The organism is Streptomyces sp. SudanB25_2051, assembly GCF_964272635.1.
Lineage (GTDB): Bacteria > Actinomycetota > Actinomycetes > Streptomycetales > Streptomycetaceae > Streptomyces.
In genome coordinates, this window is record NZ_OZ186787.1 from 337,073 (window position 1) to 358,855 (window position 21,783).

16 protein-coding genes are annotated in these 21,783 nt (G+C 77.0%); 11 read left to right on the plus strand and 5 right to left on the minus strand.

Annotated features, from left to right (window positions below):
* Positions 1 to 61 precede the first annotated feature (61 nt).
* The 10 genes from ACSUPT_RS01510 to rfaE2 all read left to right on the plus strand — a co-directional run bounded on the left by ACSUPT_RS01510 (position 62) and on the right by rfaE2 (position 11,667).
* On the plus strand, positions 62 to 1,069 hold the full coding sequence (locus ACSUPT_RS01510) for a glycosyltransferase family 9 protein (RefSeq protein ID WP_351967116.1): 1,008 nt from the start codon (positions 62 to 64) through the stop codon (positions 1,067 to 1,069).
* Positions 1,066 to 2,019 (plus strand): glycosyltransferase family 9 protein, encoded by a 954-nt coding sequence (locus ACSUPT_RS01515; RefSeq protein WP_436943259.1) that lies wholly within the window; start codon positions 1,066 to 1,068, stop codon positions 2,017 to 2,019. Before ACSUPT_RS01510 ends, ACSUPT_RS01515 begins: the two co-directional genes overlap by 4 nt.
* Positions 2,016 to 3,011 carry a glycosyltransferase family 2 protein gene (locus ACSUPT_RS01520; protein WP_436943260.1) on the plus strand — a complete coding sequence of 332 codons (996 nt, stop codon included), beginning with the start codon at positions 2,016 to 2,018 and terminating at the stop codon, positions 3,009 to 3,011. Before ACSUPT_RS01515 ends, ACSUPT_RS01520 begins: the two co-directional genes overlap by 4 nt.
* A 316-nt stretch (positions 3,012 to 3,327) precedes the next feature.
* Positions 3,328 to 4,422: a carboxylate-amine ligase gene (locus ACSUPT_RS01525; protein WP_436943262.1), complete on the plus strand. Its 1,095-nt coding sequence runs from the start codon at positions 3,328 to 3,330 to the stop codon at positions 4,420 to 4,422.
* A 20-nt stretch (positions 4,423 to 4,442) separates the two neighbouring features.
* On the plus strand, positions 4,443 to 5,420 hold the full coding sequence (locus ACSUPT_RS01530; RefSeq protein ID WP_351967120.1) for a UDP-glucuronic acid decarboxylase family protein: 978 nt from the start codon (positions 4,443 to 4,445) through the stop codon (positions 5,418 to 5,420).
* A gap of 86 nt (positions 5,421 to 5,506) precedes the next feature.
* Positions 5,507 to 7,195 carry a carbamoyltransferase family protein gene (locus ACSUPT_RS01535; RefSeq protein WP_436943263.1) on the plus strand — a complete coding sequence of 563 codons (1,689 nt, stop codon included), beginning with the start codon at positions 5,507 to 5,509 and terminating at the stop codon, positions 7,193 to 7,195.
* Positions 7,192 to 8,157 (plus strand): glycosyltransferase, encoded by a 966-nt coding sequence (locus tag ACSUPT_RS01540; RefSeq protein ID WP_361663460.1) that lies wholly within the window; start codon positions 7,192 to 7,194, stop codon positions 8,155 to 8,157. Before ACSUPT_RS01535 ends, ACSUPT_RS01540 begins: the two co-directional genes overlap by 4 nt.
* Positions 8,154 to 9,392: a glycosyltransferase gene (locus ACSUPT_RS01545; RefSeq protein ID WP_436943265.1), complete on the plus strand. Its 1,239-nt coding sequence runs from the start codon at positions 8,154 to 8,156 to the stop codon at positions 9,390 to 9,392. The genes ACSUPT_RS01540 and ACSUPT_RS01545 overlap by 4 nt, the downstream gene beginning before the upstream one ends.
* A gap of 122 nt (positions 9,393 to 9,514) precedes the next feature.
* The gene (locus ACSUPT_RS01550; protein WP_351967124.1) at positions 9,515 to 10,267 is read left to right on the plus strand and encodes a D-sedoheptulose-7-phosphate isomerase; all 753 of its coding nucleotides are present in this window, start codon (positions 9,515 to 9,517) and stop codon (positions 10,265 to 10,267) included.
* Positions 10,264 to 11,667 (plus strand): D-glycero-beta-D-manno-heptose 1-phosphate adenylyltransferase, encoded by a 1,404-nt coding sequence (rfaE2, locus tag ACSUPT_RS01555; protein ID WP_351967125.1) that lies wholly within the window; start codon positions 10,264 to 10,266, stop codon positions 11,665 to 11,667. Before ACSUPT_RS01550 ends, rfaE2 begins: the two co-directional genes overlap by 4 nt.
* Positions 11,668 to 12,133: 466 nt before the next feature.
* On the opposite strand, the gene ACSUPT_RS01560 is transcribed toward rfaE2, so the two are convergent.
* Positions 12,134 to 13,405 (minus strand): MFS transporter, encoded by a 1,272-nt coding sequence (locus ACSUPT_RS01560; protein ID WP_403503928.1) that lies wholly within the window; start codon positions 13,403 to 13,405, stop codon positions 12,134 to 12,136.
* A gap of 393 nt (positions 13,406 to 13,798) precedes the next feature.
* On the opposite strand from ACSUPT_RS01560, the gene ACSUPT_RS01565 reads away from it, so the two are divergent.
* On the plus strand, positions 13,799 to 14,548 hold the full coding sequence (locus ACSUPT_RS01565; RefSeq protein WP_351967127.1) for an SDR family oxidoreductase: 750 nt from the start codon (positions 13,799 to 13,801) through the stop codon (positions 14,546 to 14,548).
* A gap of 54 nt (positions 14,549 to 14,602) precedes the next feature.
* On the opposite strand, the gene ACSUPT_RS01570 is transcribed toward ACSUPT_RS01565, so the two are convergent.
* The 4 genes from ACSUPT_RS01570 to ACSUPT_RS01585 form a co-directional block, all read right to left on the minus strand.
* Positions 14,603 to 15,631: a DNA topoisomerase IB gene (locus ACSUPT_RS01570; protein ID WP_361665083.1), complete on the minus strand. Its 1,029-nt coding sequence runs from the start codon at positions 15,629 to 15,631 to the stop codon at positions 14,603 to 14,605.
* A gap of 10 nt (positions 15,632 to 15,641) precedes the next feature.
* A complete protein-coding gene (locus ACSUPT_RS01575; RefSeq protein WP_351967129.1) occupies positions 15,642 to 15,980 on the minus strand; it encodes a DUF3140 domain-containing protein in 339 nt (112 codons plus the stop codon).
* A 173-nt stretch (positions 15,981 to 16,153) separates the two neighbouring features.
* A complete protein-coding gene (locus ACSUPT_RS01580) occupies positions 16,154 to 18,751 on the minus strand; it encodes a SpoIIE family protein phosphatase (RefSeq protein ID WP_436943269.1) in 2,598 nt (865 codons plus the stop codon).
* Entirely contained in the window at positions 18,748 to 21,192 is a 2,445-nt protein-coding gene (locus ACSUPT_RS01585; protein ID WP_404143825.1) for a SpoIIE family protein phosphatase, read from the minus strand. Before ACSUPT_RS01585 ends, ACSUPT_RS01580 begins: the two co-directional genes overlap by 4 nt.
* Positions 21,193 to 21,783: the final 591 nt, after the last annotated feature.

Sequence of the window (21,783 nt, forward strand, 5' to 3'; positions counted from 1 at the left end):
GGGCCGCGCGGAGCCGGTGCGGCGCCCCGGGAAGGCGCGTGCGGACGGGGCGGAGGCCGGTATGAGGGCGCTGGTCGTACGGCTCGACAGCTTCGGGGACGTGCTGCTCGCCGGGCCCGCCGTACGGGCGGTGGCGCACCGCGCGGACCGCGTGGCGATGCTGTGCGGACCGCAGGGCGCGCCCGCCGCGCGGCTGCTGCCGGGCGTGGACGAGGTGCTCGTGTGGGAGGCGCCGTGGGTGGGGTTCACGCCGCCGCCCGTGGACCGGACCGACATCGGGCGGATCGTGGACCGGCTGGCGGCGGGCCGGTTCGACACGGCGCTCGTCCTGACCTCGTTCCACCAGAGCCCCCTGCCGGCCGCGCTGCTGCTGCGGATGGCGCACGTCCCGCACATCGCGGCGGACAGCGTCGACGCGCCCGGCTCCCTGCTCGACGTGCGCCACCAGCGGCCGCCGCGCGCCCACGAGGCCGAGGCGGCGCTCGCGCTGGCCGAGGCGGCGGGCTTCCCGCGGCCGCCGGGCGACGACGGGCGGCTGCGGGTGCGGCACGGCCCGGCCGCCCGGGAGCTGACCGGTCCCGGCCCGTACGTCGCCGTCCACCCCGGCGCCAGCGTCCCGGCCCGCCGGTGGAGCCCCGACCGGTGCGCCCAGGCGGTGCGGCTGCTCGCCGGGGCGGGCCACCGGGTCGTCGTCACGGGCGGCCCCGACGAGCGGGAGCTGACCGCGCACGTTGCGGGCCGGCACGGGGTCGACCTCGGCGGCCGCACCGGCCCGCCCGAACTCGCGGCGGTCCTCGCCGCGGCAGGCGTGGTGGTGACCGGCAACACGGGTCCCGCGCACCTGGCGGCAGCGGTCGGCACCCCGGTCGTCTCGCTGTTCTCGCCGGTCGTGCCGGCCGAGCGGTGGGGCCCGTACGGCGTGCCGCACGTGCTGCTCGGCGACCAGGACGCCGGGTGCGCCGGGTCGCGGGCGAGGGAGTGCCCGCTGCCGGGCCACCCGTGCCTGGACGAGGTGACGGCGGAGGACGTGGTGGCGGCCGTGGGGAAGCTGCTGGAGGCGGCGGAGTGAGGCCCCGGGTCCTGGTGCTGCGGGCGCTCGGGCTCGGTGACCTGCTGGCGTCGGTGCCCGCGCTGCGGGCGGTGCGGCGCGGCTTTCCCGGACACGAGGTGGTGCTCGCCGCGCCGAGGGCGCTGGCCGACGTGGTGGCGGCGGTGGACGCGGTGGACGCGCTGCTGCCCGCGTCGGCTCCGGGGCGTGCCGTGCCGGTGCGCCTGCCGTGGCGGGGGCCGCCCCCGGACGTGGCCGTGGACCTGCACGGCAGGGGCCCCTCCAGCCATCTGGCGCTGGAGCGGACGGGGCCTCGGCGGCTGCTGGCGTTCGCCCACCCGGGGACCCCGCACATCGACGGCCCGGTGTGGACGGCGGAGGAGCACGAGCGGGCCCGCTGGTGCCGGCTGCTGGAGTGGTACGGCGTCCCCGCCGACCCCGGCGACCTGCGGCTGCCGCCGCCCGCCGAGCCGTCCCCGGCGCCCGGCGCGGTGGTGGTGCACCCCGGCGCGGACGCCCCGGCGCGGCGGTGGCCCCCGGAGCGGTACGCGTGGGTCGTGCGCGAGGTCCGGCGGCGCGGCCGGCGGGTGGTGCTGACGGGCGGGCCGGGCGAGGACGCGCTGCTGGCGCGGGTCGCGCAGGCATCGGGCACGGCGGACGGGGACGTGTTCGCGGGCGGCCTGCCGTACGGGCGGCTCGCCGCGCTGTGCGCCGGGGCGGCGGCCGTGGTGAGCGGCGACACGGGCGTGGCGCACGTCGCCGTCGCGTACGGGGCGCCGTCCGTGACGCTGTTCGGGCCGGTGCCGCCGCGCTTGTGGGGGCCGCCGCCGGGTACGCGGCACGTGGCGCTGTGGCATCCGGGCCCGCCGGGCGACCCGCACGGCGGGGAGCCCGACCCGCGGCTGCTGCGCATCGGGCCGGACGAGGTCCTCTCCGCCCTGCTCCCCCATCTGGAGGTGTCCCGGACGTGACCGCCCACGAGCCCCGTACCGCCGGCCCGCACGCGGCCGCTTCCCGCACGACCGTCGTGGTCATCACCCGCGACCGGCGCGACCAGCTGCTGCACACCCTGGACCGGCTGGCCGCGCTGCCCGAGCGGCCGCACGTCGTGGTCGTCGACAACGGCTCGTCGGACGGCACCGCCGGCGCGGTCGCCGCCCGCCACCCCGGGGTGACGCTGGTCTCCCCCGGCCGGAACCTCGGCGCGGTGGGGCGCACGCTCGGCGCGCGGCACGCCCGTACGCCGTACGTGGCGTTCAGCGACGACGACTCGTGGTGGGAGCCGGGCGCGCTGGCGGCCGCCGAGCGGCTGCTGGACGCGCACCCCCGGCTGGGCCTGGTCGCCGCGACCGTGCGGGTGGGCGACGAGGGCCGCGACGACCCGCTCAACGCGGAGCTGGCCGCTTCGCCCCTGGGCCGCGAGCACGGGCTGCCCGGCACGCGGGTGCTGGGCTTCCTGGCATGCGCGGCCGTCGCGCGGCGCGAGGCGTTCCTGGAGGCGGGCGGCTACCACCCGGTCGTGTTCTTCGCCGGGGAGGAGCAGCTCCTCGCGTTCGACCTGGAGGCGTGCGGCTGGGCGGTGTGCCACTGCCCGGAGGTGGTGGCCGTGCACAGCCCGGTCGGGGGCGTGCGGGACGGCCGGCGCGCGGTGATGCGGCGCAACGCCGTGCTGACGGCGTGGCTGCGGCGGCCGCTGTCGGTGGCGGCGCGGCGGACCGTGCGCCTGGTGGCGGACGCGCGGCGGGACCCGGAGGCACGGGAGGCGCTGCGCGGGGTGCTGGAGCGGCTCCCGGCCGCGCTGCGGGCGCGGCGGCGGCTGCCCCCGAAGGTGGAGGCGGCGGCGCGGCTGGTGGACGGCGGCGGGGCGCGGGGCCGGAGGCGCGGGACGGCGCCCGGGGCCCGGGACGCGGCGGCCGGCGTGGACGCGGAGGGCGAGGCGCGCGCGGGCACGCCGGTGCGCTGAACACCGGAGCGCCGCCGCGCCCGGTACGTCCGCCGGCGCCGGGGACTGCCCGCCCGCCGGTCCGGATGCGCCGACGCCCGAGGGAGCTCCCGCCCGCCGGCCCGCATGCGCCGACGCCCGAGGGTGCTCCCCGCCCGGCGGTCCACATGCGCCCCAGCGGGCGGTACGCGGCGTCCGAGGCGCCCCACCGGCTGGCCCGGGTCCCGCCCCCGGCGGTCCGCGGGGCCCGAACCCCGCTGTCCGCTGATCGGGTGAGGGAAGCGCTTCGTACCGTATGTACCGGTTCGCACTGAGTTTTCCGGGTACCCGGCGGCACATGATCACAGTTGGGGTCGAGGAAGAGTACTTCCTCGTCGATCCGGTCACCTGCCTGCCGGTGCCCCTCGCCGACGAGGTGCGCAGGGCGGCGGGTCTGGGCCCGATCGTGGAGGACCAGGAGGTCCAGTCGGAGCTGCTGCAGTCCCAGATCGAGGTGGCCACCCCCGTCTGCTCGGACCTGGACGAAGTCGGCGGCCATCTGCTGCGGCTGCGGCACGCGCTGGGGACGGCGGCGGAGAAGAACGGATGCCGGATCGTGGCGACGGGCACCGCCCCGTACCGGGGTCCCGGCCCCGTGGCGGTGACGGAGAGCGCCCGCTATCTGGCCATGCGCTCGCAGGCGCCCCAACTGGTGGACGAGCAGCTGGTGAACGGCATGCACGTGCACGTCGCGGTGCCCGACCGGCCCTCGGCGGTCGCCGTGCTCAACCGGATCAGGCCCTGGCTTCCCGTCCTGGTGGCGATGTCGTCCAACTCGCCGCTGTGGGACGGGCACGACACGGGCTTCGCCAGCTGGCGGACCGTGATCTACGGCAGATGGGCGGTGAGCGGCCCGCCGCCGGCCTTCGCCGACGCCGCCGACCACGACCGGCGGGTGCGGACCCTGCTCGACTCCGGGGTGATCTCCGACACCGGCCAGATCTACTGGCAGGCCCGGCTGTCGGAGCGCTATCCGACCGTGGAGGTCCGCTGCGCGGACGTGCAGCTGAGGGCGGACGCCGCGGTGATGTTCGCGGGGCTGATCCGGGCCATGGTGGCGACGGCCCTGCGGGCCCACGAGGCCGGCGAGCCGCTGCCCGACTGCCCTCCCGAACGGCTCCAGGCCGCGAACTGGTACGCGGCCCGGTACGGACTGAGCGAGCTCCTGATCGACCCGGAGGGCCGCGCCCGCCGGGCCGGGGACGTGCTCGTCCGCCTGCTCGACTCCGTGACGCCGGCGCTGGAGGAGGCCGGGGACACCCGCGAGGTGACCTCGCTGGTGCACCGGCTGCTCCAGCAGGGCACATCGGCGGACCTCCAGCGCAAGGCCCTCGCCGAGGGCGGGATGTCCGCGCTGACGGACCTGCTGATCACGGAGACCGTGGCGCCATGACCGTCGACCGAGGAGACCGTATGAACACCTTCGCCCGGAGTTGGCAGCACGCCGTCGTGACGGGCGGCGCAGGCTTCGTCGGGTCCCATCTGTGCTCCGCGCTGCTCGCCGCCGGTACGGCCGTGACCTGCGTGGACGACTTCAGCACCGGCCGGCGCGAGAACGTCGCCCCGCTGCTGGAGCACCCGGACTTCACGCTGATCGAGGCGGACGTCTCGGAGCCGTTCGAGGTGGGCCGCCCGCCCGACCTGGTGCTGCACTTCGCCTCCCCCGCGTCGCCGGCCGACTATCTGCGGCTGCCGCTGCACACGCTGGACGCCGGCAGCCTCGGCACACGGCACGCGCTGGAGCTGGCCCACCGGGCGGAGGCGCGGTTCCTGCTGGCCTCGACGTCGGAGGTGTACGGCGACCCCCAGCAGCATCCGCAGAACGAGCGGTACTGGGGCAACGTCAACCCGGTCGGGCCGCGCAGCGTGTACGACGAGGCGAAACGGTTCGCCGAGGCGTTGACGACCGCCCAGGCGGAGACGTACGGCACGGACGTGGGCATCGTCCGGCTGTTCAACACCTACGGCCCGAGGATGCGCGGCCACGACGGGCGCGCCGTGCCGACGTTCGTGCGGCAGGCGCTGGCCGGCGAGCCGCTCACGGTCACCGGCGACGGGCTCCAGACGCGGTCGCTGTGCTACGTCGACGACACCGTACGGGGCATCCTGGCCGCCGCCGCGCACGGGCTGCGCGGCCCCGTGAACATCGGCAACCCGGCCGAGACCACCATGCTGGAGCTGGCCCGGCTGATCATCGAACTGGCCGGTTCCCGCTCGGAGATCCGGTACATCGAGCGGCCCACCGACGACCCGGCCGTGCGCTGCCCGGACATCACGCTCGCGCGCGACAAGCTCCAGTGGGAGCCGCGGGTCCCGGTCGAGGACGGGCTGCGGCGGACCATCGAATGGTTCCGCGCGGACGGTGCGGCCGGCACCGCGCCCGCCGCCTGACCGGCCGTCACCCCGTGCCGCCACGGCACCCTCCCTTCTCCCCCGCCGTCGCACCGCGCCCCGACGCGCCGAAAGACAGGTAGCCCATGCGCATTCTCGGAATCAACGCCCTCTTCCACGATCCCGCCGCCGCGCTGGTCGTCGACGGACACGTGGTCGCCGCAGCCGAGGAGGAACGCTTCTCCCGGCGCAAGCACGGCAAACGTCCCGTGCCCTTCTCCGCCTGGGAACTCCCCGAGAAGGCCGCCGCCTGGTGCCTCGAACGGGCCGGGCTGCGCCCGCAGGACCTGGACGCCGTCGCGTACTCGTTCGACCCGGCGCTCGCCCGGCCCGCCGACGAGATGGGCCTGCGCGACCCGTGGGACCATCTGCGGCTCACCTACGCGCGCGAGGCGCCCGGCTTCCTGAAGACGGCGCTGCCCGGCCTCGACCCGGAGGCGGTCAGGTTCGTGCCGCACCACATGGCGCACGCCGCGTCCGCCGCGTTCGCGACCGGGGAACCGGGGGCCGCGACCAGTTCCGTGCTGGTCCTGGACGGGCGCGGCGAGCGGGCGTCGCATCTGGCGGCCCGCCGCGTCCACGACCGGCTGGAGCCGCTGGCCGCGCAGGACCTGCCGCACTCGCTGGGCCTGGTGTACGAGGAGCTGACCGAGCACCTCGGGTTCCTGCGCTCGTCCGACGAGTTCAAGGTGATGGCGCTCGCCTCGTACGGCCGCCCCCGGATGCTCCAGGAGATGCGCCGGTTCGTGTACCCGACCGGTGACGGCGGCTTCCGCGCGGCGGGCGTGCCGTGGCGGGAGCTGTGCCCGCCGCGCGGCCCGGAGGAGGCGTGGACGCAGGACCACGCGGACCTGGCGGCGAGCGCCCAGGCGGTGCTGGAGGAGACGCTGCTGGACCTGGTGCGGTGGCTGCACGGCCGGACGCACGACTCGCTGCTGACGCTCGCCGGCGGTGTGGCGCTCAACTGCGTGGCCAACGCGCGCATCGCCCGCGAGGGCCCGTTCTCACGGGTGTGGGTGCAGCCGGCCGCCGGTGACGCCGGTACCGCCCTGGGCGGGGCGATGCTGCTCGCGGCGCGCGCCGGGGACGAGGTGGCGCCGATGGGCGGCGCCGACCTGGGCCGCGACTGGTCCGACGCGGAGCTGGGCGCCTGGCTGAAGACGGCGGCGGTGCCGTTCGACCGGCCGCCGGACATCGCGGCGACCGTGGCCGAGGCGCTGGCGGACAACGCGATCGTCGCCTGGTTCCAGGGGCGTTCGGAGTACGGCCCGAGGGCGCTCGGCCACCGCTCCCTGCTCGCCCATCCCGGGCACGCGGGGAACCTGGAGCGGCTCAACGACGTCAAGGGCCGCGAGCAGTTCCGCCCGGTCGCGCCGATGGTGCTCGCCGAGCGGGCCGCGGAGATCTTCACGGGGCAGCTGCCCAGCCCGTACATGCTGTTCGTGCACGAGGTGGCGCCCGAGTGGCGCGAGCGCGTCCCGGCCGTCGTCCACGTCGATGGCACCGCCCGCATCCAGACCGTGGACCGCGACGCCGAGCCGCTGGTCGCGCGGATGCTGGAGGAGTTCGAGCGGCGCACCGGTCTGCCGGTGGTCGTCAACACCAGCCTCAACACGGCGGGCCGGCCCATGGTGGACGACCCGCGCGACGCGCTGGAGTGCTTCGGCTCGACACCGGTCGACCTGCTGGCGATCGGCCCGTACGCGGTGCGCCGGGGCGCGTTCTTCACGGCGGACTCGCAGGACTCCCAGTCGGTGAGGAGGTCGGCGCGGTGAACATCCTGCTCTGGCACGTCCACGGCTCCTGGACGACGGCGTTCGTCCAGGGCCCGCACACCTACCTCGTCCCCGTGCTGCCCGACCGGGGCCCCGACGGGCGGGGCCGGGCGCGGACGTTCAGCTGGCCCGACACCGTACGGGAGGTGACGCCCGCCCGGCTCCGCGAGGAGCAGGTCGACGTGGTCCTCCTCCAGCGGCCCGAGGAGTTCGAGCTCGCCGAGCGCTGGCTCGGCGGGCGGCGCCCCGGACGCGATGTGCCCGTCGTGTACCTGGAGCACAACGCGCCCGACGGGAACGTGCCGGACACCCGGCACCCGTGCGCCGACCGGGACGGGCTGACGCTCGTCCACGTCACCCACTTCAACCGGCTGTTCTGGGACAGCGGCAGGGCTCGCACCGAGGTCGTCGAGCACGGCATCGTCGACCCCGGCCACCTGTACACGGGGCGGCTGCCCCGCGCGGCGGTCGTCGTCAACGAGCCGGTGCGGCGCGGCCGTTACACCGGTACGGATCTGCTGCCCGCGCTGTCGGAGGCGGCGCCGCTCGATGTGTTCGGGATGCGCACCGAGGGCCTGGCCGCGCACCTGGGCCTGCCCGAGGACCGGTGCCGGGCGCAGGACCTGCCGCAGCGGGAGCTGCACGCGGCGATGGCGCAGCGGCGGCTGTACCTGCACCCGGTGCGGTGGACGTCGCTCGGGCTGTCCCTGCTGGAGGCGATGCACCTGGGCATGCCCGTGGTGGCGCTGGCCACCACGGAGGCCGTGGAGGCCGTCCCGGCGGGCACCGGGGTCCTGTCGACCCGGCCCGAGGTGCTGGCGGCGGCCGCCCGCCGCTATCTGGAGGAGCCGGAGGCGGCCGCCGAGGACGGCGCCCGCGCCCGGCAGGCGGCCCTGGAACGGTACGGGCTCAAACGCTTCCTGGACGACTGGGAGCGCGTGTTGACGGAGGTGCGCTCATGACCGGCCACGACCCCGTGGAACCCCTGTCGGTGGTGCTCGTGTCGGAGCACGCCAGTCCGCTCGCGGCGCTGGGAGGCGTCGACGCGGGCGGGCAGAACGTGCACGTCGCGCGGCTGGCCGGGGCGCTCGCCGACCGCGGCCACCAGGTGACGGTATTCACCCGGCGCGACGACCCTCGGCTGCCCGACGAGGTGGGGATGCGGCCCGGAGTCGTCGTCCACCATGTGCCGGCGGGTCCTCCCGAGCCGGTGCCGAAGGACGGACTGCTGCCGTACATGGAGGCGTTCGGGCGTTACATGGCGGGCGTGCTGGAGGATCGGCCGCCGGACGTGGTGCACTCGCACTTCTGGATGTCCGGGATCGCCGCCGTACGGGCCTCACAAGCCCTGCGGGTGCCGCTGCTGCACACCTACCACGCGCTGGGCACGGTGAAGCGGCGCCACCAGAAGGCCGCCGACACCAGTCCGCCCGAGCGGATCGGCGCCGAGTGCGAGGTGGGGCTCGCCTGCGACCGGGTCATCGCGACCTGCCGGGACGAGGTGCGCGAGCTGCGGCGCATGGGCATCCCTCCCGAGCGGGTGAGCGTCGTGCCGTGCGGCGTGGACCCCGCGCAGTTCACCCCCGTCGGCCCGGCCGCCCCGCGCGGACCGGCGCGGCACCGGCTGCTGCAGCTGGGCCGGCTGGTGCCCCGCAAGGGCGCGGCGGTGACGATCGTGGCGCTGTCCCGGCTGCCCGACACGGAGCTGGTGATCGTGGGCGGTCCGCCGCCGGGCGGGCTGGACGCCGACCCGGAGGTGCGGCGGCTGCGCCGGATCGCGCGCCTCGCGGGCGTCGGCGACCGGGTGCGGTTCCTCGGCGCGGTCTCCCGCGACGACGTGGCGCCGCTGCTGCGCAGCGCCGACGTGGTGGTGTGCCCGGCGGACTACGAGCCGTTCGGCATCGTGCCGCTGGAGGCCATGGCGTGCGGGCGTCCCGTGGTGGCCACCGCCGTGGGCGGGCAGCTGGACACGGTCGCCGACCCCGAGTGCGGCCGTCTCGTACCGCCCCGCGACCCGGCCGCCCTGGCGCGGGCCGCCGCGGAGTTCCTGGCCGACCCGGAGCTGCGGGCCGCGTGCGGCGCGGCCGGGCGGCGGCGGGTGCTGGGCCGGTACGACTGGAGCCGTGTCGGGGCGGCGACCGAGGCGGTGTACGCGCGGGTGCGGGCCACCCGGCCCACCGTCACGGACGCGGCCTGAGCCCCGCCCCCGGCCTTCAGCCGATCAGACACCGATTCGACGCCGACCAGCTGCCGAACCGAACGACGAAGGAGGTGCGGGTCCGCCGCGGCCATCCGCCGGAAGCAGGCGCCCGAACACACATGAGCGAATTCTCCCTCCCCGAAGAGTTCCCCGACGGCCTCACGCGCGGCCTGCCCGACGGCCTCACCGGCGGTCTTCCCGACGGCACGCGCGACGGCGGCCTGCCCGGTGCGGCGCGCGAGGCGGCGCGGCGGCACTGCGCGTCGCTGGAGGAGGCCGTCGGCCGGTTCCGCCGCGAGCACCTGGACCGGGTGGCCCACTGGGGCTCCCGGCTCGCCGTCGTCCTTCAGGGCGGCGGGCGGCTGCTGGCCGCGGGGAACGGCGGGAGCGCCGCGCAGGCGCAGCATCTGACGGCCGAGCTGGTGGGCCGCTACCGGAGGGAGCGGCCCGCGTACTCGGCGATCTCCCTGCACGCCGAGACGTCCAGCGTCACGGCGATCGGCAACGACTACGGCTTCGACCAGGTGTACGCGCGGCAGGTCGCCGCGCACGGCCGGCCCGGTGACGTCCTGCTGCTGCTGTCCACGTCCGGGCGGAGCGGCAATCTCATCGCGGCGGCCGCCACCGCGCGTTCGGCGGGGCTGCGGGTGTGGGCGCTGACCGGGCCCGCGCCGAACCCGCTGGCGGAGGCCGCGCACGAGGCGCTGTGCGTGGACGCCCCGTCGACGGCGACCGTGCAGGAGACGCACCTGGTGGCGGTGCACGTGCTGTGCGAGTGCTTCGACTCGGCCGTCGAGACGGGCCCGCACTGGCGGACCGGCGGGGCCGCCGGGGCGTTCGAGCCGGCGGCGGCGCGGCGGAGGATGTCATGACCGCCCGCCGGCCGCTGGTGGTCGTCGGGGACGCGCTGCTGGACGAGGACATCGAGGGCGTCTCCACGCGGCTCGCGCCGGACGCGCCCGCGCCGGTCGTCGACGTGACGGGCGACCACCGGCGGCCCGGCGGCGCCGGTCTCGCCGCCGCGCTGGCCACGCGCGGCGGGCGGGAGGTGGTGCTGGTCACGGCGCTGGGCGACGACCCGGCGAGCGACGCGGTGCGCGGGTCCCTGGAGGGCCGGGTGCGGCTGGTGGAGCTGCCGCTGCGGGGCACGCTGCCGGTCAAGACCCGCGTACTGGCGTCCGGTCGGCCGCTGGTGCGGATCGACCGCGGCGGCGGCGACCCCGGCAAGCCCGACCGGGCGGTACGGGAGGCGCTGACCGACGCGCACGCGGTGCTCGTCGCGGACTACGGGCGGCACACCGCCGGCGCGGTACGGGACGTGCTGGCGGCCATCGCGCCGCGCGTGCCGGTCGTGTGGGACCCGCACCCGCGCGGCGGCGCGCCCGTACCGGGCGTGCGGATCGTCACGCCGAACGCCGCCGAGACGCGGGCGCTCAGCCCCGGCACGGGCGGCGAGTCGCTGCGGGCGTACGCGCGGCGGGGCGCGGAGCTGGCGGAGCGGTGGCGGGCGGCGACGGTCGCGGTGACGCTCGGCGAGCGGGGCGTGCTGCTGACCCGGCCGGGGCCCGACGCCGGCACGCCGATGCTGGTCCCGGCCCCCTACCGGGCGGCCGGGGACCCGTGCGGGGCGGGCGACTGCTTCGCCGCGGCCACGGCCGCCGCGCTGGCCGACGGGGCGCTGCCGGAGGAGGCCGTGCAGCGGGGCGTCGCGGAGGCAGCGGCGTTCGTGGCGGCGGGCGGCGCGGGCAACCCGGCGCTGTGGCGGTCGCCCGCGGAGCGGGGCCGGCACGAGCCGCCGGTGACCGATCCGTTCGCGCTGGCCGCGCGGGTGCGGGCGCGAGGCGGGACGGTGGTGGCGACGGGCGGCTGCTTCGACCTGCTGCACGCCGGCCACGTGGGCCTGCTGGAGAGCGCGCGGCGGATCGGCGACTGCCTGATCGTGTGCGTCAACTCCGACGAGTCGGTGACACGCCTGAAGGGGCCGGGCCGCCCGCTGAACCCGATCGCGGACCGGACGCGGGTGCTGGCCGGGCTCGGCAGTGTGGACGCGGTCGCGGTGTTCGACGGGGACACGCCCGCGGAGCTGCTGACGCGGCTGAAGCCGGATGTGTGGGTGAAGGGCGGCGACTACTCGGCGGAGGATCTGCCGGAGGCGGAGGTGCTGCGGGCGTGGGGCGGGCAGGCGGTGGTGCTGCCGTATCTGGACGGCCGCTCGACCACTCTCCTGGCCCACCGGGCGGCCCGCGCGGCCACCCGCACACCCCCCGACTGAAGCCCCGCCCCACGGACCCGCCGCCCTCTGGCGGCCCCTGGCAGGCCACACACCTGCCCGCACCAGGGCCCGCTGTGCCAACCTGTGCGGCAGGCGGAGAAACGACCCCGCCCCGTTGTGGGCAGACGTTCCTCCCCCAAGGACTTTGTCCAGGGGCCTCAGGGCGATGGGGGTAACCCCTGCTCCAGCGAAGCCGAGAGCTTCGGGGTGGGTGGGCACACCGGGCACCCGCCCAGGAGGGTGCCCCCGTTGTGCGGCAGGACAGGGAGCGGGCCCAACCCCGTTGTGGGCATGCGTTCCTCCCCCAAGGACTTCGTCCAGGGGGGACCCCCAGGGCGGAACGGGTGGGCACAACGGGGTACCCCGCCCGGGAGGGTACCCACAGGTGCGGTAAGCGCTGGAAGCGGCACCCGCCACGGCGCAGCCCCCGCGGGCCGGACGGGGCCCGGGGTGCGGCGTGCTGGGGTCAGGCGGCTGGGGTGAGGGTCGGGGCGGGCTTCGGGCCCGGGGTGAGGAGCACCGGCGCCGGCCCGCGCCGCGCGTGCCCCACCCGGCCCGCGGCCACGACCGCCGCGATCGTCAGCCCGCCCAACACCAGCGCCCCCCGCGCCCCCGCCAGCTCCATGAGCAGCCCCAGCGCCGGCGGGCCGGCGAGGCTCCACACCGTGCGGACGCTGCCCCACACGCCGAGCACCCGGCCCCGCAGGTGCGGCGGCGGGTCGGTCTGCAGGACGGTCGTCCCGGCGGTGTCCGACACCGACTCGGCGACGGCCATCGGCAGGACCAGCACCAGCAGCACCGCCAGCGACGGTGACAGCCCGGCGGCGACCTGGAGGAGGCCGCCGGCCGCCGCGAGCGTGCCGACGAGCCGGACGGACGGCCTGCGAAGCCGCGCGCCCAGGACGGCGCCGACGATCCCGCCGGCCGCGAGGACGGTGGAGACCGTGCCGAACGCGGCGGCCCCGCCCGCGAGCGGCCCGGCGACGAGGACGGCCAGGGTCAGGCTGTAGTTGCGCCCGAACACGGCGCTTACCCCCGAGATGACCGCGAGGGCCACCAGTCGCGGGCGGCGGGCGAAGAACGCCAGCCCCTCCCGTACGCCCATCCGGGCGTCGTCGGCGCCGTGCGTGACGGGCTCCCCGGCCGGCACCGGCGGCACGTGCCGGCCCGACGGCACCGGCCGGGCCGGCTCGCGGACGGGCCGCAGGAACGGGATGACCGCCGTCACGAAGAGGAACGACAGCCCGTTCGCCGCGTACGCCGACGCCGTGCCGAGGAACGCCACGGTGACGCCGGCGAGCCCCGCGCCCGCGAGCCGGCCCGCGTTGTGGACGAGGGAGCCGACGCCGATGGCGGACGGCACGTCCTCGGCGCGCACCAGGTCGTTGCCGAGCAGCGCGCACGCGGGCCCGTCGACGGTGGCGATCAGGCCGGTGACGGCCGCCAGGGCCATCAGGACGCCCAGGTTCAGCTGGTCGAACGCCACCAGCAGGGCTGTGGCGAACGCGACGAGGCCGAGGAGCGCCTGGCTGACGGCGGCGGTCAGCTTGCGGGGCCAGCGGTCGACGAGGGCGCCGCCCGCCACGCCCATCAGCAGGCCCGGCGCGGCCTGGACGGACAGGGACAGCCCGGTCGCGGCGGCGGAGCCGGTGATCTGCAGGACCAGCAGGTTCTGCACGGTCAGCTGCATCCACGTACCGGCGTTGGAGACGAAGTTCGCGACGGACCACCAGCGCATGCTGCGGTACCTGAGCGAACGCCACGGCGACGTGTCGGCGGGCGGGGCTGCGGGGGCTGCGGGCGAGGCGGCCCGGGAGGAAGGAGGCAAGGTGAGGGAAGGGGGGCTCGAATGGCGGATCACGGCGGGCTGTCGACGCGGACGCGGGCCCGCGCTGCCGCTCCACCGGGAACGGGCGCGGACCATCGTGGCAGCCCGCGCGCGCCGCCACCGTGACCTGGGCCTCCCCCGCGGCGGCCGGGCGGCGCCGGAGGCGGCAACGCCCTTGCCCGGCGGGCGATTCGGCCAAACCGTGGGCTTGCTCACAGTGACCGCTCCGGGTGCCGGACCGTGTCGCGCGGGTCACAGTGGGGAGTCAGTGCACCACATCCGAGGGAAGGCGGAGGCCGCGGCATGGGCAGCAGTGGAGTGCGGGTCGACCTGCGGGGCAGGCAGGCCCTGGTGACCGGTGGCGCGCGGGGCCTGGGTGCCTCGATCGTCCGGCGGCTGGCCGGGTCGGGCGCGTCGGTCCTGGTGGCGGACGTGCGCAAGGAACTGGCGCGGGAGCTGTGCGACGAGCTGAACAACGACGGCGGCGAGGCGCGGTTCGTGGAGCTGGACGTGCGGGACCCGGACGCGGTGGCCGGGGTGTTCCGGGAGCTCGACGGATCGGGCCGGGCCGTGGACGTCCTGGTCAACAACGCGGCCGTGGACGTGTCGAAGCCGATCGAGCACCTGACGGCCGACGAGGTCACGCGGGTGGTCCAGACGAACCTGCTCGGCCCGATGTACCTGTGCCTGGAGGCCTACCGGCGGATGATCGCCCGGGGCGGCGGCCACATCGTGAACATCCTGTCCACCGCGGCGAACCGCACCTGGACGGAGGCCGGCCCGTACGCGGCGGGCAAGACGGGGCTGCGGGCGTTCACGCACACCCTGTTCAAGGAGGCGCAGCGGGACTGCCCGGGCATCGGTGTGACGGGGATCGTGGCGGGCGGCATGGAGACGCCGTTCATCATGGACCGCTTCCCCGACACGGACGTGTCGATGCTGCAGAGCCCCGACATCGTCGCCGACGCCGTGCTGTACGCGCTGTCGGTGCCGGACGGCAGCGTGGCGGGCGAGATCGTGGTCGTACCGCGCCGGGAGCCGTCCTGGCCGTAGGGCTCCCGCCCGCACCGGCCCCGGCACGGGCCGTCCCCGCCGCCCGTCCGGCGCTCAGCCGGGCGGGCGGCCGTCGCGCAGCATGCGCAGCACGGCCAGCTCGGCGGGGCCGTGCGTGGCGGGCACCCCGTACGGCCCGTCGGCGCCGAGACGGGGCAGCGCGGACGCCACGGTGACGCCCTCCTCGTACAGTTCGACGACGCGCGGGTTGATGTAGGAGGCGCGGCAGACCGCGGGGGTGTTGCCGAGGTAGTCGGCGACCTCGCGGACGGCGCGGGCGATGGCGCGGCGGCGGGCGGTCTCGCTGTGGGCGACCGGCTGGGAGACGGCGAGCGCGACGGCGGCCATGACGGTGGCGTGCCAGGTGCGGAAGTCCTTCGCGGTGACCTCGACGCCGGCCAGCTCGCGCAGGTAGGCGTTGACCTCGGCGCCGGTCAGGTCGTGCCACGCGCGGTCCTCCCAGTAGGCGAGCAGCCGGTCGCTCCCGCCGCGCCGGCGGACGAGCGCGGTGAGGGCCCGCAGGGTGGCCGGGTCGGCGACGGCGTGGACGCGCTGCCTGCCGTACTTGCCGGGATAGCTGAGGACGACCTGGCGGCGGGTGCACGTGGAGTGCTCGCGCAGCAGCGTCGTCAGCCCGTACGTCTGGTGGCGGTCGGCGTAGCGTTCGCTGCCGATGCGGAAGAAGCCCAGGTCCAGGAGGCGTACGGCGGTCGCGAGCACCCGCTCGCGAGTCAGGCCCCGCCCGGCGAGGCCCGCGTCGACGGCCTCGCGGACGCGGGGCAGCGCCTCGGCGACTTCCAGGACGTGCTCGTGCTTGGTCTGCTCCTGGCGGGCGCGGAAGACCGGGTGGTAGAGGTACTGGCGGCGTCCGGCGGCGTCGGTGCCGACGGCCTGGAGGTGGCCGTTGGGCTTGGCGCAGATCCACACGTCCTGCCAGGCGGGCGGGATGACGAGGGCCTTGATCCGCTCCCGTTCGGCCGGGTCGCCCAGGGGCCGGCCGTGCTGGTCCAGATAGCGGAAACCGCGTCCGTGGCGGACGCGGGTGTATCCGGGGTCGGTGGGGCGGACGTGGGAGAGGCGCACGGGCGGCCGCTCAGGCCGGCTTCAGGGGGTCGTGCCCGATGTTCATCAGCCCGTGCCGCCAGTCGGTGCCCCCGGCCGTGGGTTCCAGGTCCGGGTCGCGCTGGGAGCGGACGATGTCGCAGACCCGGCGCATGACGGCCACGTCGTCCTCGGTGAGGTCGGTGCGCCGCTTGCCGAGGATCTCCAGGACGCGGCGGCCGGTGCGCGGTCCGGCGCGGTCGGGGACCTCCTCGGTCTCCTCGTCGGCGGCGGTGGTGCTCAGCCACTCCTGGAGCTCGCGCGAGGTCATGTTGACGACGGTGTGGAACTCGTCCCACAGCTCGGCGCTGATCTGGTCGGACGCTGCCATGACGTGCCTCCCGGCGTTTCCAGCGGCTTCCCCTCGGGTGTCGTCCCGTCGGCGGGGTGCGTACGGATGTCCTCCCCTCGGGTTGCCGACGGCCGGGGCGGCAAACCCGGTCCCCCGCCGGCCTGCCGCTCCCGCCGCCCGGTCCTGTCCCGGCCGGGGCGGGCCGGGGGCCGTCAGGGCGGCGGCAGTGCCTGCTCGGCCCAGATCGTCTTGCCGGTCTCGGTGTAGCGGGTGCCCCAGTGCTGGGTCATCTGGGCGACGAGGAACAGCCCGCGCCCGCCTTCGTCGTCCATGGCGGCGCGGCGCAGATGGGGCGCGGTGTGTCCGGTGTCGGAGACCTCGCAGATCAGGGTGCGGTCGTGGATCAGCCGCAGCTGGACGGGTCCGGTGGCGTAGCGCTGGGCGTTGGTGACGAGTTCGCTGACGACGATCTCGGTGGTGAAGGCGAGGTCGTCCAGGCCCCAGTCGGCGGTCTGGCGGGCGGCGAGCGCGCGGGCGCGGCCGACCTCCTCCGGGCCGGGGCCGAGGTCCCAGGTGGCGATGCGGCCGGCGTCCAGCAGGCGGGTGCGGACGAGGAGGAGGGCGGCGTCGTCGTCGACGGGGCCGGGGATGAGGGCGGTGACGGCCCGGTCGCACAGTTCGGCGAGGGGGCGGTCCCGGTGGTCGGCGAGGAGTACGGACAGTTCGTCCAGGCCCGTCTCGGAGTCGCGGGCCCGGCCGTGGACCAGTCCGTCGGTGAACAGGGCGACGAGGCTGCCCTCGGGCAGGCGCAGCTCGGCGGTCTCGAAGGGCAGACCGCCGAGGCCGAGGGGCGGTCCCGCGGGCACGTCGGGGACCGTGACGGCGCCGCGGGACGCGTCGAGCACGGCGGGGGCGGGGTGTCCGGCGCGGGCCATCCGGCAGACGCCGGTGACCGGGTCGTACACGGCGTACAGGCAGGTGGCGCCGACCGCCTGGTCGTCGGGGATGCCGGCCGCGCCGCGCGCGGGTCCCTGCGGGACCGTGCCGGTGACGGAGCCGGGGGTGTCGGCCTCCTCGTCGGCGGCCTGGGTGATGAGGTCGTCGAGGCGGGTGAGGAGTTCGTCGGGCGCGAGGTCCTGGCGGGCGAGGACGCGGACGCTGGTGCGCAGCCGGCCCATGGTGGCGGCGGCGCCCAGGCCGTGGCCGACGACATCGCCGACGACGAGGCCGACGCGGGCGCCGGAGAGGGTGATCACGTCGAACCAGTCGCCGCCGACTCCCGACTTGCTGTCGGCGGGCAGGTAGCGGTGGGCGAAGTCGACGGCGGTGAGGCGGGGAAGGTTGCGCGGGAGCAGGCTGTGCTGGAGGGAGAGCGCCGCGGTGTGCTCGCGGGTGAAGCGGCGCGCGTTGTCGATGCACACGGCGGTACGGGCGACCAGCTCGTCGGCGACGGGGAGGTCGCCGGTGTCGAACGGGGCGCGGCGGCCCTCGCGGTGGAAGGTGACCACGCCGAGCGGGGCGCCGTCGGTGCGCAGCGGGACGACGAGGGTGGTGGCGGGGCCGTCGGTGAGGACGGGCCGGCCGGTGGCGAGGCAGCGCGACTGCGGCGCGTCGGGCGGGTAGCGGACGGGGACGGTGCCGGGTCCGGTGCCGCTGCCGGTAGCGGTGCCGATGCCGGTGCCGGTGCGGTCGGGCGCCGGGCTCTCGCCGTCGCGTCCCGGGCCGGCGGGTCCGGGCGGGGCGTCGTTGCCGGGGCCGTCGGCGGGGCCCGCGGCGGGTGTGGACCAGACGCGGACGAGGCGGCCGTCGCGTGCGGTGCCCGCCGTGGGCGGTTCGCCGCGCAGCACGGCGTCCACGAGGTCCACCGTCACGCGGTCCGCGAACTGCGGGACGGCGACGGAGGACAGCTCGCGGGCGGTGCGGCTCATGTCGAGCGTGGTGCCGACGACCCCGCCGGCCCGGACGAGCAGGTCGAGCCGCTGCTGGGCGAGGTAGCGGTCGGTGATGTCGACGGTCTCCTCGCACACGCCCAGGTGGGTTCCGTCGGCGTCGGCGAGGCGGTAGTAGGAGCAGGACCAGACGTGGTCGTGGTCGGGGTCCACGGGCGGGCGGCCCCGGTAGTGGAGCTCGGTGACCGGCTCGCCGGTGGCGAGGACCCGGCGCATCGTCTCCTCCAGGGTGGGCGGGTAGCCGGCGGACAGCACCTCCCCCGCGGCGACCATGTCGTCGGGGCCGAGCCCGGCGTACTGGGAGGTGCCCATCTCCCGGTAGAGGGCGCTGTTGGTCCACACGACGCGCAGGTCCGTGTCGTAGATGGCGAGTCCGACCGGCGACTGGGTGGCCAGGCCCCGGAGCATCGACTGCAGGGCTTCCCAGCGCTCGGTCTCGTCGGCGTCGGCGATGGCGAGCAGCCGGGCCGGTCCGGTGTGGGCGCGGGAGGCCAGCGGCAGGGTCGCCGTGAGGACCCGGACGGTCCGGCCGTCGCGGTGGCGCAGGTGGAGGACCTGGCGGCGGGCGCCGGCCGGCCGCGGACCGGCGGCGGGTCCGCCGGGGCCGGGGGGCTGCGGGGCGCCGGGCGGGGAGGCGTCCCGGAGGCCCGCGTCGGGGCCGTCCGCGAGGAGGGCCGCGACGGGCCGGCCGAGGACCTCGTCGGGCGTGTGGCCCAGGAGCCGCTGGGCGGCGGGGCCCCAGCCGATGACCGTGCCGTCGCCGTCGAGCACGGCGGTCGCGGCCCGTGTGGCGTCGAGGGGGCCGCACCGGTCGGCGTCCCCCGCCGGGGCCGCCGCGGGCGCGCGGTCGGTGTCCGTCATGGCCGCCCGCCCCCTTCGTACGGGCCGGGTTCCGGCCAGCGGGCGGCGAGGAGCAGGGCGATGTCGTCGGGCCGGTCGCCGTCCGTGGCGGCCACGTCGATGAGCCGGTCGGCGGCGGCGGAGAGCGAGCCGGGGCCGAGCGCGCCAAGGGCGCCGCGGAGCCGTTCGACGCCCTGGTCGATGTCGCTGCCCGGCCGCTCCACGAGCCCGTCCGTGAAGAGGGCGAGCACCCCGCCGCGGGGCAGCCGCAGTTCGGTCACGGGGTACGAGGCGTCCGGGTCGATGCCGAGGACGACTCCGCCGGGCAGGTCGACCACCTCGGTACGGCCGTCCGGGTGGCGCAGCAGCGGCGGCAGGTGTCCGGCGCGTACGGCCTGGATGAGGCCCGTGCGGGGGTCGAGGACGCCGTAGCAGCAGCTGGCGAACTGGCCGGGGTCGAGGTCGATGAGGAGCCGGTTCGTGCCGCGCATGACCTCGCTCGGGTCGTGGCCGGTGAGGGCGAAGGCCCGTACGGCGCTGCGGAGCTGCCCCATGGTGGCGGCCGCCGACACCCCGTGGCCCTGTACGTCGCCGATGGCGAGGACCAGCCCGCGGGGCGTCTCGACGACGTCGTACCAGTCGCCGCCGACATCCATGCCCTGCGTGCCGGGTAGGTAGCGGCCCACGGTGTCGACCTGGGCGAGGCGCGGCAGCCGGTGCGGCAGCAGGGCGTCCTGCAGGCCGCGTGCGAGGGCGGCCTCGGAGTCGTAGCGCCTGGCCCGCTGGAGGGCCTGGGCGATCAGTCCGGCGAGCGCGGTGAGCACGGTCCGCTCCTCGGGGCTGAAGCCGCGCGGCTGGTCGAAGCCGAGGATGCAGGAGCCGACGGGGCGTCCGGAGGCGATGAGCGGCAGGAAGGCGCGGGCGCCGACGTGGGCGTCCAGGGGGATGCCGGGGTAGGCGGCGGCGAGGCGCTGCATGGACTCGAAGAAGAGGGGCCGCCCCGAGGTGAGGGTCTCCACGCCGGGGAGCCGCGCGTCGAGGCCGACGCCGTCGAAGCGGTCGAGGAAGCCCTGCGGGAAGCCGGTCTCCCAGGCGAGGTGGAGGTGGCGTTCGCTGAGCAGGTAGATGGCGAGCTGGCGGCCGCCGAAGGCGGGCAGCAGCTCCTCGGTGACGACCTCGGAGACCTGACGGGCGGTGACGGCCTCGGTGAGGGCGATCGCGAGGGCGACGGGCCGGTACAGGACGGACGCGCGGTCGGCCGGGGAGCCCAGCCCGCCGCCGGGCGCGGCGACGGAGCGGGGCGCGTAGGAGGGCTCGTCGACGGCGGTGAGGACGACGGTCATCCCGTCGTGGTCGGGGTGGAGGGAGACCGAGAGCCACGAGGCGGCGGCGCGGTGGGCGAGGAAGTGGACGGGCTCGGCCGCGATGAAGGCGGTGCGGAAGTGGTCCTCGTAGGCGGGCCGGTCGGTCCAGGGCAGCGCGTCCCACAGGACGCGGCCGAGGAGCGCGGCCCGGCCGACGCCGAGGAGGGTTTCGGCACGGGGGCTGACATGGGTGACCCGGCCCAGCCGGTCGACGGAGAGGACGCCGGTGGAGAGGCGGTCGGCCGCGGTGGCGGTGACGGGGCCGGTGCCCGGGTCGACGAGGGTGCCCGTGAGGTGGACGGGGTCGGCGTCCGGGCCGGCGGTGCGGGCCAGTTCGACGAGGTGGGGGCGGCCGTCGCGGCCGCTGAGCCACATGTGGCGGGCGGCGGGCGGGGTCGCCTCGGCGACCTGCCGGGCCAGCGCCCACAGTCCGTAGACGTCCTCGGGGGCGAGCAGCGCCTCCAGTGCGGCGGCGGTGCCGGGGAAGGCGTCCGGGTCGGTGCCGAGGATGCGGCACAGCTCCGGGTCGGCGGTGACGGCGCCGGTGTCCAGGCGCCAGCGGATGCGCCCCACCCGCGTGGGCGGGGTGGCGTCCGCGGGCAGCTGGACGGGCGCCGGCTCCCGGTCCCAGGCGATGGGGACGCCGTCGGCGTCGAGATCGGCGAGTACGGCTCCGAGGCGGTCGGCCACGTCCCGGATCCGCTGCCCGTCGGCGGCCTCCACGAGCCGTCCCGGCGCGGCACCGCGCAGGACGACGAGGACGCCGTAGCGGTCGCGGCCGGCGCTGAGGGGCTCGTACAGGGAGCCGAAGGGGTACGGGAGCCCGGCCATCAGCTGCGGGAAGCGGCGCATGGCGTCCTCGGCGTCGGCGAGGTGCACCGACCGGCCGGAGCGGTACGCCTCCGCGACGGGGAACGGCCGGTTGACGTGCATCCGCCACCAGGGGCGGAACAGCCGGACGGGCAGCCCGGCGAGGACGGCGAGGCGCAGCAGGCCGCTGGTGCGGGAGCGCAGGTAGACGCCGCCGGCGTAGCCGCCGACGGACCGGACGGCGTCGACGGTGGCGGCGGCGAGGGCCCTGGGGAGCGCGTCGTGCACGGCCGGCGACCCGGTACGGGTCCCGACGGGCGTGCCGGGCGCATGGGTCGCCGCACGCCCGGCGGCCGCTCCCGCCCCCCGGAGCCTGCCGGGTCCGGCGGCGCCGCCCGGCGGCGAGGGCGCGTGGGTGGCCGTGGGCGCGTGGGCGGGACCGGCCGCGGGATCGAGCGGAAGGCTGAGCGCGGGGCCGGCGGTGCCACCCGGGAGGAGCCCGGCGGCTCCGGGGGCTGCGGAACCTGCCCCGGGTGCGGGGCCACCGGCGTCCGCGGGTCCACCAGGCCCGTCCGCAGGCCCGCCGGACGCGGCCGGAGGCTCACCGGGACCGTCCTCAGGGGCAGCCGCCGCCTCGGGAGGCGGCCTTTCCGTCCCACCGGTCCCGGCGGCGAGGTACGTCTCCGCTCCACCCGTCGCGGGCGCGGCAGCGGCGGACGCCGTCGGCTCGGCAGTGCCCTCGGGGCTGGCGGGTGCGCCCCGCGCAGGGGGCGCCGCGGACGCGTCGGCGACGCGGCCGTCGTCCGTCGCGCTCGCGTCGCCGCCGGACCCGGTCGGCCGGGGCGGCCGGTCCGGGTCGTGGCCGGGAGCGCCGTTCCG